The sequence below is a fragment of the Bacillota bacterium genome (assembly GCA_023511455.1).
Lineage (GTDB): Bacteria > Armatimonadota > HRBIN16 > HRBIN16 > HRBIN16 > HRBIN16.
In genome coordinates this window covers 171,717-185,451 of sequence record JAIMBJ010000005.1, presented here as the reverse complement: position 1 = coordinate 185,451, position 13,735 = coordinate 171,717, and the positions used below count along the sequence as shown (strand labels likewise).

Here is a 13,735-nt window from a genome sequence, read left to right as displayed (position 1 = left end):
GAGAAAGGCTACGCCACCATCCAGCTCCCCGACTACTTTGAGAGCATCAACCGCGACCCCACCTATCACCTCACGGTCGTGGACGATGGCGAGCGGGAGGACTTCGTGCTGGTGAAAGTCGTGCGGAAAATCCAGAACAATCAGTTCGTGATCCGCACCAGCGCCCCACACGTGGAAGTCTCCTGGGAAGTGAAAGCGATTCGGAACGACCGCTACGTGCAGAAGAATGGCTTCCATACGGTTCAGGAGAAAGAGGACGAGATCAAGGGCAAGTACGTGCAACCGGAACTCTACGGAATGCCGAAAGAGTACGGCATCCACTACCGCCCGGAAATGGAGCAAGGGCATCCGGTGAAGCAATAGCCCTCACCCCCATCCCCTCTCCCGAAGCGTCGGGAGAGGGGAGCAGACGGATGAACCACGTGGGGCAATTGTCATTCTGAATGAAAGGGAGGCGAACCACATGAAAACTACACTCGGTATCCTGTGGATGATAGCCATTGCCACCGCAGGCGTCGCCCAATCGGGAGGCGGTTACGACCTGTCGTGGGGCGTCATCAGTGGGGGAGGCGTCACCTTTAGCACGGGCGGCAACTACTCACTCGGCAGCACCATCGGGCAACCCGTCGCCATCGGGGCAAACCCGCTGCGCACTGGAGGCAGTTTTGACCTCACCGACGGCTTCTGGTTCGTGCGGTATGCCACCCTTTCCGGCAGGGTCACTTTGCGCGACTTTGTGGGCGATGTCACACTGGTTTCGGTGGAGTTGCAAATCCGCGCCGCAGGCAGCCTGACGCCGCTGCAGGTGCATACCCTATCGTTGAATGCCTCTGGCGATTACTCGTTGGTGGCTCCGCTGGACGGGGTGTATGACCTGTCGGCGAAGGGTTCGCACTGGCTGCGTCAGACGCTGGCGGGGATGGCGGTGTCGGGCGCGGCGACGGCGGACTTCTCGTTGTTGAACGGGGACGTAGACGGGGACAACGAGGTGACGTTGTTCGACTTCGGTGCGCTGGTGGCGGCGTTCGGCTCGATGCCTGGCGATAGCAACTGGAACGCAGAGGCGGACCTAGACGGTGACGAGGAGGTGACGTTGTTTGACTTCGGCATTCTCGTAGGCAATTTTGGCGAGGTCGGCGACGATTAGCGTCGCCCCCATAGAGGGTGTTCAACAAATCCGCTGGACTCCACTTGGGGTGCGAGGCTCCCGCCGAGCTGCAAAACTCCCCCGCTCGCGGGGAGGTTGGGTGGGGGCTCGGCTCACTGGGAGGTTCGTCCTCCAGCGGGCTACGTCCTGTGTATTCTCCAACACCCCCACTGCGTCAACCTTGAGAGGTGTTTACAGGTGCGACGCGTACGTCACGCTATACTCTCTTCTCATCGCTTGCACAGCAACTGCGCCAGCAGACCCGGACGGTAACCAAAACGGCGCATTTCCTCGACCGACAAGGCGCGTTTGCCGGAATACGCTATGACCAGCGACGTCTGTCCCTCCGCCGACCTGTCGTAATCACCGTCCGCACTCAGCACCGCCCATTGACCTGCGTCTCACCCCCGTTTTGCTTGCGTCTCCGCTACGGATATGTTATCATGTTAAATCGGATTCCAATCACCGATAATGAGACGCCTTATGCAAGCACAGGAGTTACGAGAGAAATACCTGCGATTCTTCGAGAGCAAGGGGCACAAGCGATTGCCGTCGGATAGTCTTGTGCCCAACGACCCATCGCTACTCTTCACCAGCGCGGGCATGGTGCAGTTCAAACCCTACTTCCTCGGGCTGGCAGCACCACCGCATCCGCGGGTGACCACCGTGCAGAAGTGCCTTCGCACCACCGACATCGAGTCCGTGGGCGACCATTCGCATCTCACCTTCTTCGAGATGCTGGGCAACTTCAGCTTCGGGGATTACTTCAAGCGGGAAGCCATCTTGTGGGCGTGGGAGTTCCTCACCGAGTGGCTGCACATCTCACCCGAACGCCTGCGCATCACCATCTATCTGGACGACGAAGAGGCATACGAGGTCTGGAACCGCGAGGTAGGTATTCCCGACCGCAAGATATTCCGCTTCGGCGAGAAGAGCAACTACTGGCCCGCGAACGCCATCTCGGAGGGACCGAACGGTCCGTGCGGTCCCTGTTCGGAAATCTTCTACGACACGCGCCCCGACCTGCCGCCAACGCCCGACGGCGTGTGGGACGACGTGCGCTGGCTGGAGATATGGAACCTGGTGTTCATGCAGTACGAGCGACACGATGGCGGCAAACTCACCCCGTTGCCGCGCAAGAACATCGACACGGGCATGGGACTGGAGCGCACGGCGGCGATACTGGCAGGTAAGGCGAGCGTGTTCGATACCGACGTGTTCCAGCCCATCATCGCGCGTATCGCCGACCTGAGCGGTCTCTCTTACGGCGGTTCGGACAGCCGTGAGGATGTGGCGTTCCGCCTGATTGCCGACCACATCCGCGCCACCACCATGTCCATCGCCGACGGCGTACTGCCCTCCAACGAGGGGCGGGGCTACGTCATCCGGCGCATCCTGAGGCGGGCGATGCTGCGCGGACAGAACGTGTTGGGCTTCGATCGCCCCTTCCTTGCAGAGGTGGCAACGGCGGTCATCGACACGCTGGGCGACGTCTACCCGGAGGTACGCGAGCGGCGAGACTACGTACTGCGCACCATCCGCAGCGAAGAGGAACGCTTCCGCCAGACCATCCAGGTTGGTTCACAGCGGCTGGCGGAGATGCTGGAGTCGCCCGAAGTGCAGGTAAGCAAGGTGCTTCCCGGCGAGCAGGCGTTTATGCTTTACGACACCTACGGCTTCCCGCTGGAGCTGACGCAGGAGGTGGCGGCAGAAGCGGGGATAGAGGTGGATGTGGAAGGATTCCGCATGGCGATGGAGGCGCAGCGCCAGCGCGCCCGTGAAGCCAGCGGCATCGCCACGCAACTGTTCGCCATCGCAGGCGACGCTGCGACGGAACTGCAGAAGACCCTGTCCCCCACGAAGTTTCTGGGCTACTGGCAGCACGAGTCGGAAGCGAAGGTGCTGGCTATCATCCGGCAGGGGGAGCCTGCGACCTTCGCCAGCGAGGGCGAGGAGGTGGAGCTGGTGCTGGACCAGACCCCCTTCTACGCGGAGGCGGGCGGACAGGTCGGCGACACCGGCTGGATCGAGGGCGAGAACTTCCTGTTCGAGGTGCGAGACACCCAGAAGGTGGGTGACCTGTACCCGCACATCGGCATCGTCACGCGTGGGCGTGTGGAGGTAGACTCGGCGGTAACCGCCCGCATCGATTCGCAGCGACGCTGGCACATCATGCGTAACCACACCGCCACCCACCTGCTTCACGCTGCGCTGCGGCAGGTGCTGGGTTCGCATGTGCATCAGGCCGGTTCACTGGTGGCACCCGACCGCCTGCGCTTCGACTTCACCCACACCAGCGCGATGACCGACGAGGAGATAGCCGAAGTCGAGCGTCTGGTGAACGAGCGGATTCTCGAGGACAGGCCGGTGGCGGTGCACTGGGACGTGCCGCTGGCAGAGGCGCGGGCACGTGGCGCGATGGCGCTGTTTGGTGAAAAGTACGGCGACACGGTGCGCATGATCGAGGTGCCCGGCGTGAGTCTGGAGCTGTGTGGTGGCACCCACCTGGAGCGTACCTCGCAGATTGGGCTGTTCAAGATAGTCTCAGAGGGAAGCGTGGCGGCGGGCGTGCGGCGCATCGAGGCGGTTACAGGCTGGGGCGTGTATCAGTATATCCGCCAGCAACAGGAACTGCTGGAGAGCGCGGCATCGCGCCTGAAATGCGCCGTGCCCGACATCCCCACCGCCATCGAGCGACTGCAGGCGCAACGGCAGGAGCTGGAGAAGCAGCTGGAGCAGTTGCGTCGCAGCGCGGCGGCGCGTTCGCTGCAATTTGAGCCGGTGGAGATAGCCGGACTGCAGGTCGTTACCGGACGGGCTGATGGCGTGGATGCCCAAACGCTGGCTTCTCTGGCGGACCAGGCGGCACAGAGAGCCGACCTGGTGGTGCTCGCCGCCGCTACGGATGGTAAGGCGTTGTTTGTCGCGAAGGCGAAGCCATCGGCGGTGACAAAGGGTGTACACGCGGGCAATCTGGTGCGCGAGCTGGCGCGAATGAGCGGAGGAGGTGGCGGCGGACGCCCTGAATTTGCTCAGGCAGGCGGGCGCGACGCAGACAAAATCCCGCAAGCTCTACAGCAGGTGCCCCGCTTGCTGGAACAGATGGTCACAAAATAACAAAAATTCCGATGATTTTTTGCCCGAAACCCGCGAAAACCGCTTCTGTGGCACGATTCTTGCTATATATATGTGATGGAACCCCGTGAGACGGGGTGGGGTCAGGCACACCGCTGGCGATAATTGTCAGCAGGCGGTGCCGGCAGGGCGCGAAAGATGGTTTCGCGCTGGCGCGCCTGGACGCGCTTCGCGTCGGGCTGCGAGGAGGTGAGCAGCCACCTTCTCGCCTAACGGTGCACTCGCAATGCCGCCGGATGGAGGTCATCCGGCGGTTTTCCCTTTACACGTGAACGTTGAACAGCACGCCAATCAGATAGGTCAACACCCCAACCACGAAGGCGATAGCCGTCATCTCCAGCCCACTCACCCACCACTTGCGGGTGGTGACCAGGCTTTTCGCTGCGCCCACTGCGAAGTGCGCCAGCACACTCACCAACGCAGACCAGAAAACCGCTTCCCAGCCCCTTGCGAAGAAGAAGGGCAGCACCGGTATTAATCCACCGATTGCCGTCGACACCATCGAAGAAAACAGCGACACCCATGGGTTCGGGAAGCTGGCTTCGGAAAGCCCCAGCTCCTCATGTGCCATCTGCCGCAGCATCTGGTCGGGCTTCTCCGCCAATCGGTGCGCCATGGCGTCCGCCTCCTCTTTGGAGAAGCCCTTCAGCTGGTAAAACAGGCTCATCTCCTCGACCTCTTCTTCCGGGTTTTCTAGGATCTCCTTGCGTTCGCGAGCCAGCTCCGCCTCGTAAACCTCACGCTCCGACTTCGCTGCCAGAAACGCTCCAGAACCCATCGACAGCGCACTCGCCAGCGTGCCCACCAGCCCGGCAATCAACACCGTCTGGTGTCCCTCTGCGCTGCCTGCACTGTATCCTGCCATGCCGGAAACGATGCCGAACACCGCGCCCAACCCGTCATTGACCCCGTAGATGGCATCGCCAATCCACGAACCACCGCGCACGTGCCAGTGCTCCCGCTGCAGGATGCGCTCTACCGGATGCTCTCTTTCCGAAGCGGCGTAAAGAGCGCGCGTGACGTGGGCGTGTTCCTCTTCATCTCGCATTACTCGCTGCGCGATTTCGGCGGTGCGCTCATCGCCCAGTTGCTGCATCCCCAGATAGCGCACGACCGCTTCATCCTCATGCTCCTCCATGCGCCGCAACACCATTTCGGGACTTGCCAGATACGCCTGCCAGCCAAACAGCGGCTTCACCCTGTCGATTTGCGGTGGTTTGCCTCCCAGCTCTTCCAGACGCTGGCTCCATTCCTTCGCGTGACGCTCCTCCACCTGCGCCAGCTGTTCCAAAATCTGCTTTTTGCGCGGGTCCTTCTCACGTCTTGCCAGTATACGGTAGGTCTCCGCACTGGACAACTCCCCACGAATGAGTTCTTCCAGCGATGCCTTCAGGCTGTCGTGCTTACTCATCTGTTTACTCCTAACGATAACGATTCTCATTACCATTATAGCATAACTTGTGGATAAAAGCACAAACGAGCCTTCAGCCCAACCTTTCTGTTGACAATGCCCCATCAAAACCTGTACAATTTGCACGCAGGAGGAATGGGGCGATGGTAGGCTCTCTGGGCAAAACACTGGTTCTTATTGGGGGGATGCTCGTCCTGATTGGTGCATTGATGTGGGCGATAGAACGCTTTGCCGGCGCGCGGGGCGGTGGTCTGCTGCCCGGTGACATCGTCTGGCGCAAGGGAAATTTCAGCGTGGGCATCTTCCTGGGAACCAGTATTGCTTTGAGCATCCTGCTAACGGTGATTCTGTGGGTGATTGGATGGTTGAGCAGACGATAGAACAGGCGACGCGCCTGCTGGAAGAATACACATACGACCTGCCGGAAGAGCGCATTGCGCAACAGCCGGTAGAACCGCGTGACAGCTCGCGCTTGCTGGTGCTGCACCGCGATACCGGCAATCGCGAACACCGTATCTTCCGCGATATTGTGGAATACCTTCGTGCGGGCGATACGCTGGTGCTGAACAACACTCGCGTCAGCGCACGCCGCCTGCGCGGTTTCAAAACGACCGGCGCTCAGGTGGAGGCTTTACTGTTGCGCGAGGTCGAAGCGGGTGTATGGGAGGCTCTCGTCCGCCCTGGCAGACGGCTGCCAGTGGGTAGTCAGGTAGTTCTGGAAGGTCAGCTCAAAGCCGAGGTGATCGCTTACCTGCCCGAGGGAATGCGCTTGCTGCGCTTCGAAGAGCCGGAAGCAGTGCATCGCCAGCCTCTGGGCGAAATACCCCTGCCACCTTACATCCGTCGCAAACTGGAAAACGAGGAACGCTATCAAACGGTGTACGCGGCGGTGAACGGCTCTGCGGCAGCTCCAACGGCGGGTTTGCATTTCACGCCCGAACTGCTGCAACGTATCCGTGAAATGGGCGTGCGCATTGTGTACATCACGCTGCATGTCGGAATCGCTACCTTCCGTCACCCGGAGCCGGAGCAACTGGCGCAGGGACGATTGCATCCGGAGTGGTACACCATCTCTGAAGAGGCTGCCGAAACCATCAACAGCACGCCCGGTCGCATCGTGGCGGTAGGTACCACCTGCGTGCGCGCGCTGGAGAGCGCAGCGGTAGATACGCGACGGGTGGAGGCAAAGTCTGGTAGCACGGAGCTGTTCATTCTGCCGGGCTTTCGGTTCAGAGTTGTAGAGGCGCTGGTAACGAACTTCCATCTGCCTGCTTCCACGCCCCTGCTGCTCACCTGTGCCTTCGCGGGCAAAGAGAACGTTCTGAATGCCTATCGCGAAGCGATTGCGATGGGTTATCGCTTCTTGAGTTTCGGAGACGCCATGCTCATACTGTAGGGGGATTGCACTGTGAGAACGTTAGAGGACTGGTTCAAATATCTGGAACAGCAGTACGTGGACGAGAAAAAGCAAGAGGAATCCAGACCTTCATCGGAACCGGCGTCACCCAGGCAGGAACCTGCAAGTTCCGAACAGGCAGCCGGCAGGGTGGTAGCACCTGCCGTTCAGCAGCCGCGGCGCGAGGAACTCCCCAGAGAACGTCCGGCTAAAACACCGCCTGCGCTGGAGCAGGTACGGGTTACAGAGGCACCGGTACCTGACCCTGCAGACTATATCTTCACCATCCGGCGTGCGGCGGTCGAACCCCCGGCTACTGCCGCCAAACCTGCGACTACCGCAGAGACCGAAGAGACAGCCAGACCGGTAGAGCCTGCGGAACAGGAGTCAGATACGAAGCGGGCGGTTGCGCAACCCGCTGCTCCGCCAGTGCAGGAGCAGGAAGAGGCGGTCGCTGAGACGCCCGTCCCGGAAGTGAGTGAACCACCTGCTGAAACGGTATCCCCCGAAACCGCCGTCGGACGAAAGGAACGTCCGCAGAGTGCAAAGCCGGTGAAACGTGCTCCATATACCCGCAGCGTGCGTCCCGTTCCGCCGCCCCAGTCCATCGAGGAGCTCTGGAAGCGTGTGCCCAAGCACGTGCGCCTGCTGGTAGAGCTGGGCGATGACGAAGTGACACAGAAGTATTATGACCGGCAATTCAAAGAGAGCCGTCAGGAACTGGTGGAGCGCCTGCTGAACCCTTCGCTCACGCTGGAAGATACCGCCCGTCTGCTGGGGGTTTGCCCCACGACTGTACGGCGCTACACCGAACGGGGTTTGCTCAACCACTACCGTACACCTGGCAACCAGAGGCGGTTCCGTTTATCTGACGTCATCGCCTTTCTGGAGGCGCGACAACAAGCGCAGGAAGCGCGGCGACGAAAGCGGTAGAACACGGTGCACATCGCCATCTTCTCTGAGTCCTATCCACCGGTAACCAACGGAGTGGCGGTTTCCGTCAGTACCCTGCGTCGTGAATTGCTGCAGCAGGGGCACCGCGTGACGGTGGTCACCACACGTCACCCCGATGCTCTCGCGCAGGAAGAGGATGTGATACGGGTGCCGTCGTTTACCTGGCTGTTCGCTCCAGACTATCCCCTGCCCCAGCCTCGCCCCCTGCCACAACTGCATCGCTTCTTCCAGGAAACTCGCGTCGACGTGATTCACGTGCAAATCCCTTTCCTGCTGGGGGTCATCGGCTTGCGCACAGGCAAACGATACGGGATACCGGTAGTGGCACATTACCATACGCTCTACGACTGCTACCTGCATTACGCTCCAGTACTGCCTCAGGGTGTTTTGCGAACATTGCTCTGGTGGCATCTCCGGCGGTTCTACCGGTGCGCGCAGGCAACCATCGTTCCTTCGTATTTCGCCTGCCGGTACCTGCAACGGCATGGGGTACAATCTCCCGCAGTAGAGGTGATACCGACAGGCGTGGAGTTTCACCCGCTTGTGGTCGACCGTGCGAAAGCAAGAGCGCGCTACGGTTTGCCTCCAGAAAGTCCGATACTGGTATATGTGGGCAGGCTGGCTCGCGAGAAAAACCTGAAACTGTTACTCGAGATGCTCCCGCTGGTTCATCGCGAGGTACCAGATATCCTGCTGTGGCTGGTAGGTAGCGGCAACGCCGAGGAGTTTCTTCGCAAGCAGGTTCAGCAGCGGGGGTTGTCACAAACTGTACGCCTGCAGGGCAGGGTTCTGCATGAGCATATCAGCGAAGTGTACGCGGCGGCGGATGTATTCGTATTTCCCTCTGTGACCGAAACGCAGGGGCTGGTATTGTGGGAAGCGCAGGCGCATGGGTTACCCTGTGTGGTGGTGAACGAAGGCGGTGCGCCCGAATCGGTGCGCGACGGCGCAGATGGTATACTGGTGCCAAACAACGCAGAAGCGTTTGCGCAGGCAGTGATTCGCCTGCTTTGGGATGAGACGTTGCGCCAGCAGATGGGGCAGAGCGCCCTGCACTCTCCCCGCTGGACGCCGCGAGCGATGGCGCAACGGGTGCTGGACGTCTACCAGCGCGTGGTTCACGCAGCGGGGAGTCCTGTCCCCAAACAGTGAGCTGGCTTGCGCTCCGGCGAAGACCGTCATGAAGGCTCATTCGGGCAAAGAGCCCGGTCATCACGGCAATGCACAGCGTGCTATAATGGAGCGGGGGGATGCAAAATGGCGATGCCACAAACGGTAAAACATCAGCGGCTGTGGCAACTGCCACCTTTGGCGGAAGCCTTGAAGAAGTTAAACCTGGTGTAGGGGTTTAAAAGCAAGATGCTCGACGAGCTGCGCGAGCTGTATCGCTACCGCGAACTGCTCTGGACACTGGTGCTGCGCGAACTGCGTGTGCGCTACAAGAACTCCTATCTGGGCTTCTTCTGGTCGCTGATTGTGCCGCTGGTCACGGTGGCGGTACTCACCATTGTCTTCAAGCGGGTCATGGGCATGGTCATCCCGAACTATTCGGCGTACGTGCTGGCAGCGTTTTTGCCCTGGATGTATTTTCAGACCGCGTTGTTAGACTCCTCGCAATCGGTGCTGGCGCAGATACAGCTGGTAAAGAAGGTATACTTTCCGCGCGAGGTGCTGCCACTGGCGGCGGTGCTGGCGAACCTGATACATTTTGCGCTCGCGCTGGTGGTGTTTTTCGTTTACCTGCTGGGCTACGTGGGCGCGCCTTTGCTGCCCAGTGTGGTGCTGTTGCCCGTACTCGTGTTTTTCCAGACGCTGCTGATTGCCGGGTTAAGCCTGATTATCTCTTGCCTGAATGTGTTTTACGAAGACACCAAATACATTGTCAGCATCGGCTTACAGCTGATGTTTTATCTGGTACCCGTGATTTACTTCTCCGAGCAGGTGTATCACGCCCAGCTCGCCTCTACCGAGGTGCAACGCTGGATATATCTGGTGTACCATTTGAACCCTGTCGCCATGCTGTTGACCGCCTACCGCAAGATCCTGCTGCCGCCCATCACCGTCCAGCAGGTAGGAGTGGTGCAGAAACAAACGTTCGTCTCGCTGCCGATGGACTGGGGGTTGCTGACGGTAGCGTGCGTGGTATCGGTAATCGTCTTTGTACTGGGTTACGCTTTCTTCAATAAACGCAAGTGGGATTTCGCGGAGCAGCCATGAAGGACACCGCAATCTTGCTGGAACACGTATCGAAAAGTTATCGTCTATCTCATCAGCCGTACTCCTCGCTGAAGGGTATTCTGCTGTCGATGTTCCGGTATCGGCGGCGAATCGAGGTTCATCAGGCGTTAAACGATGTGAGCCTGACTATCCGGCACGGCGAGACGGTAGGTTTAATCGGTGTCAACGGCAGTGGTAAGTCCACCCTGCTAGCGATTATTGCGCGGGTCATCCGCCCCAGCGCGGGCAGGGTGCAGGTGAACGGGCGAGTCGCACCGCTACTGCAGCTGGGCGTCGGTTTCCATCCCGACCTGACGGGACTGGAAAACGTGTATTTTAACGGCATTATTCTGGGGTTGACCCGGCAGCAGATTGCCGAACGCTTGCCGTCCATCATCCGTTTCGCCGAACTGGAGGAGTTTATCGACACGCCGGTACGCGCCTATTCCTCGGGGATGGTGCTTCGTCTGGGTTTTGCCGTAGCGGTACACACCGACCCCGAGATTATCCTGATGGACGAGGTACTGGCGGTGGGCGATGAAGCATTCCAGCATAAATGCCTGCGAAAAATACAGGAGTTCCAACGTGAGGGTAGAACTATTCTTTTAGTATCACATGACATGAACCAGGTGCGGCAGGTAGCAACCCGGACTGTGTGGTTACATCAGGGACGTGTCATGGCTGATGGCGCTACCGCCGAGGTAGTTGAGCAATATCTGACGTTCGCAGCAGAAATGGAAAAACGGGCGTTATAAAATCCGTGTTCGCATCACTCCATTGTGCGTTTCCGTCAGGATAACGTTCAGAGCGAAGAAGGTTGGTTAGAATGAGCGATTATCGATATACTGTCGAGACGCAATATGCTTTTACCCGGCAAATTGCCCGGCAGATTTCGTCGCACGCACCCGAGTCCGCGATAGAGGCACTCCTGCAAGCCGCTCAGCAATACTTCGAGGCGGCACAGGCAGCCCTGTGGAGCGTGGATCCGAGCACACGCCAGACCGTGCTCCTGAACGCGGCACCCCGGTCCATCCACGACGACCACTTTCCCACCGATAAGGTTCACGAAGCCATTGCGCGTGCCGCAGAAGCCAAAGAGCCCTCTCTGATCGCGCTGGATGAGTACTCTGGATGGTTTTATCCCTTCGCTCTGAAGTCGTATCCGCACGTCTACGTCATCAGCCTGCTCACCAAAACGCCTCTGCCCGACGACATCCACGACCTGCTAATCACCTGGTCCTCCCTCCTGTGCGTCTGTATAGAGCGATTACAGGCGCAGGCGTACGCGCAACAGGCTCAGAAACATCACGAACAGCGTTTGCGAGAGGTCACAGCGCTTTACGAAATCGGGCGGGCTATGGAAGGAAGCAACCTGCAGATGCTGCTGGACCTGATTACCCGCAAAGCCGCCGAAGTGATGGACGCGCAGGTCTGTTCGCTGATGCTACTCGACGAAGACGGACAGATGCTGGTCATTCGTTCCAGCTATGGCTTACCGGGCGAAGTCGTCGAACAGGCTCGCGTGCCCTGGGGGAAGGGCATCGCAGGACGGGTCGCAGCCAACGGCGAGCCCATGCTGATTACCGACCCCCGCACCGACCCCCGTCTTGCTGGCGAGGACGTGCCCTACCGCGAGGATATTGCGGCATCGCTATGCGTGCCTCTGCGTGATGGACATGGACAGGTGATGGGCGTGCTGAATATTCACCGGCGCAAGCCCGCTCATGTTTTTACCGAGCAGGATATGCGCCTTTTCAGCGTTTTCGCCATGCAGGCGGCGTCCGCCATTAAGAACGCACAGCTCTACAACGACCTCAAGCACCGGGTCAACGAGCTGTCGGTGCTCTCCGAACTGAGCGCAGCAGTGAACTCCTCTCTGGAGCTGGAGAAGATTTTGCAGCAAACCGCCGATGGTATTGTGGAAACCGTGCGTTTTGACCGATGCGCTATTTTCCTGCTGGATGAATCGGGTAAGCTGGCGATACCTCGTGCCCTGCGCGGTTATCACCCGAAAACGCTTGGCGACAAGCCGGTGCACGTGGCGGATGGGGTAATCGGTATCGCGGTGCGTGGCAAACAGCTGGTGCTGGTAGAAAACGCCCAGCAGTCCAGCCAGCCTGCACGTGGCTTTGGACGAATGCTGGGCACAAACGCCTTTCTGGTTGCCCCGATTTTAGCACGCAACCGTGTCATCGGCGTGGTGGTCGCCGACAATAAGCCCACAGGGCGTCCTATCGAGCGTGCCAACATCCAGCTGCTCACCACGTTCATCAATCAGGCGGGCATGGCGATCGAAAACGCCCGCCTCTATCACGATTTAGACCGACGCTACAGCGAGTTGCATAACCTCTGGGAGTATACCCGCAACCTGCTCAGCAGCATCGGCGTGGGTGTGGTAAGCATCGATAGAGACGAGATAGTGCTTACGTGGAACAACGCGGCGGAACGCATCACGGACGTGCCTCACGAGAAAGCGCTGGGTTACAAGCTGAAGGAGCTGGTCGCCCATTTCCTGCTACCGCCAGAAGAGGAAAAACAACTGCTCGAAATAGTCCGCCACCCATTCCTTACAGGCGAGCGGTATTCGCGTTTCAAGTGCGTGCTGCATCCCTCTCGGCGCGGAGAGGTTTACTTCAACTTCGAGAGCTCGCCTCTGCGCGCCCCAGATGGCTCGGTACAGGGTGTGGTGTTTGTGTTTGAAGACGTGACCCACGAGGTACAGATGGAGAAAGAGATTCAGCGTGTGGCGCAGCTGGCAGCGGTTGGACAGCTCGCGGCGACCGTCGCCCATGAACTGCGCAACCCACTCAGTTCCATTCGCGCTTCCGCACAACATCTGCGCAGTGAATACACCGACGACCCCACTCTGTGTGAGTTTCTCGGTATCATTATCTCCGAAGTGGACGTGATGAATACGAAGACCACAGAGTTTCTCCGCTTCGCCCGACCGGTGGAGCCGGTTTTTCCGGAGGTGAACCTGCATGAGCTGATTCATGGGCTGACGGACTTTATGAAGCCGTATCTCATGGAACAAAATATCCACGTGGAGATAGACGTTCCTGATTCACTCATCATCCGGGCGGACCCTAACCAGCTGTCGGATGCCCTGAGCAACCTGATTATCAATGCGGTGCAGGCGATGCCAGAGGGCGGCGACCTGTATCTCAGCGCATCTGCCGCCTCTAACGATACCGTCCGCATCGCTGTCAGAGACACAGGCGAAGGCATCTCGCCCGAAGACCTGGAACGCATTTTTACACCGTTCTACACCACCAAAGCCAGAGGAACAGGCCTGGGGCTGCCTATTGTGCAGAAAATCGTAGAAAGCCATAGCGGCAGCATCGAGATTCGCAGTGAGGTCGGTGTCGGAACCGAGGTGTGTATGACGCTACCCGTACATCCTGCGCCGCGCATCCTGCGCGTCGATATGGGAGAACCAGAAAACCTTCGCACCAGTATCCCGGACCTTTAAATC

At 59.4% G+C, this 13,735-nt stretch carries 12 protein-coding genes; 10 read left to right on the top strand and 2 right to left on the bottom strand.

Going from position 1 to position 13,735, the window contains the following annotated elements:
* Both K6U75_05480 and K6U75_05475 read left to right on the top strand, forming a co-directional pair.
* On the top strand, window positions 1–363 hold a 363-nt coding region (locus K6U75_05480; GenBank protein MCL6474485.1), incomplete at its 5' end, for a hypothetical protein.
* 100 nt (window positions 364–463) lie between these two features.
* Window positions 464–1,147, top strand: a complete 684-nt coding sequence (locus K6U75_05475) for a hypothetical protein (protein ID MCL6474484.1) — start codon at window positions 464–466, stop codon at window positions 1,145–1,147.
* 230 nt (window positions 1,148–1,377) lie between these two features.
* Here the strand turns inward: K6U75_05475 and K6U75_05470 are convergent, their stop codons facing one another.
* Window positions 1,378–1,530 carry a hypothetical protein gene (locus tag K6U75_05470; protein MCL6474483.1) on the bottom strand — a complete coding sequence of 51 codons (153 nt, stop codon included), beginning with the start codon at window positions 1,528–1,530 and terminating at the stop codon, window positions 1,378–1,380.
* An 88-nt stretch (window positions 1,531–1,618) separates the two neighbouring features.
* On the opposite strand from K6U75_05470, the gene alaS reads away from it, so the two are divergent.
* A complete protein-coding gene (alaS, locus tag K6U75_05465) occupies window positions 1,619–4,264 on the top strand; it encodes an alanine--tRNA ligase (GenBank protein ID MCL6474482.1) in 2,646 nt (881 codons plus the stop codon).
* Window positions 4,265–4,544: 280 nt separating this feature from the next.
* On the opposite strand, the gene K6U75_05460 is transcribed toward alaS, so the two are convergent.
* On the bottom strand, window positions 4,545–5,330 hold the full coding sequence (locus K6U75_05460) for a VIT1/CCC1 transporter family protein (GenBank protein ID MCL6474481.1): 786 nt from the start codon (window positions 5,328–5,330) through the stop codon (window positions 4,545–4,547).
* A gap of 506 nt (window positions 5,331–5,836) precedes the next feature.
* Between K6U75_05460 and K6U75_05455 the strand changes: the two genes are divergently transcribed.
* The 7 genes from K6U75_05455 to K6U75_05425 all read left to right on the top strand — a co-directional run bounded on the left by K6U75_05455 (window position 5,837) and on the right by K6U75_05425 (window position 13,732).
* On the top strand, window positions 5,837–6,073 hold the full coding sequence (locus tag K6U75_05455) for a DUF2905 domain-containing protein (GenBank protein MCL6474480.1): 237 nt from the start codon (window positions 5,837–5,839) through the stop codon (window positions 6,071–6,073).
* Window positions 6,055–7,089, top strand: coding sequence for a tRNA preQ1(34) S-adenosylmethionine ribosyltransferase-isomerase QueA (gene queA, locus K6U75_05450; GenBank protein MCL6474479.1), 1,035 nt, complete (start codon window positions 6,055–6,057; stop codon window positions 7,087–7,089). The genes K6U75_05455 and queA overlap by 19 nt, the downstream gene beginning before the upstream one ends.
* 12 nt (window positions 7,090–7,101) lie before the next feature.
* Window positions 7,102–8,022 (top strand): helix-turn-helix domain-containing protein, encoded by a 921-nt coding sequence (locus K6U75_05445; GenBank protein MCL6474478.1) that lies wholly within the window; start codon window positions 7,102–7,104, stop codon window positions 8,020–8,022.
* Between the two features lie 6 nt (window positions 8,023–8,028).
* The gene (locus tag K6U75_05440; protein MCL6474477.1) at window positions 8,029–9,195 is read left to right on the top strand and encodes a glycosyltransferase; all 1,167 of its coding nucleotides are present in this window, start codon (window positions 8,029–8,031) and stop codon (window positions 9,193–9,195) included.
* A 207-nt stretch (window positions 9,196–9,402) separates the two neighbouring features.
* A complete protein-coding gene (locus K6U75_05435; GenBank protein MCL6474476.1) occupies window positions 9,403–10,260 on the top strand; it encodes an ABC transporter permease in 858 nt (285 codons plus the stop codon).
* On the top strand, window positions 10,257–11,015 hold the full coding sequence (locus K6U75_05430) for an ABC transporter ATP-binding protein (protein MCL6474475.1): 759 nt from the start codon (window positions 10,257–10,259) through the stop codon (window positions 11,013–11,015). Before K6U75_05435 ends, K6U75_05430 begins: the two co-directional genes overlap by 4 nt.
* Window positions 11,016–11,086: 71 nt before the next feature.
* Window positions 11,087–13,732, top strand: coding sequence for a GAF domain-containing protein (locus tag K6U75_05425; GenBank protein ID MCL6474474.1), 2,646 nt, complete (start codon window positions 11,087–11,089; stop codon window positions 13,730–13,732).
* The last annotated feature ends 3 nt before the right edge of the window (window positions 13,733–13,735 follow it).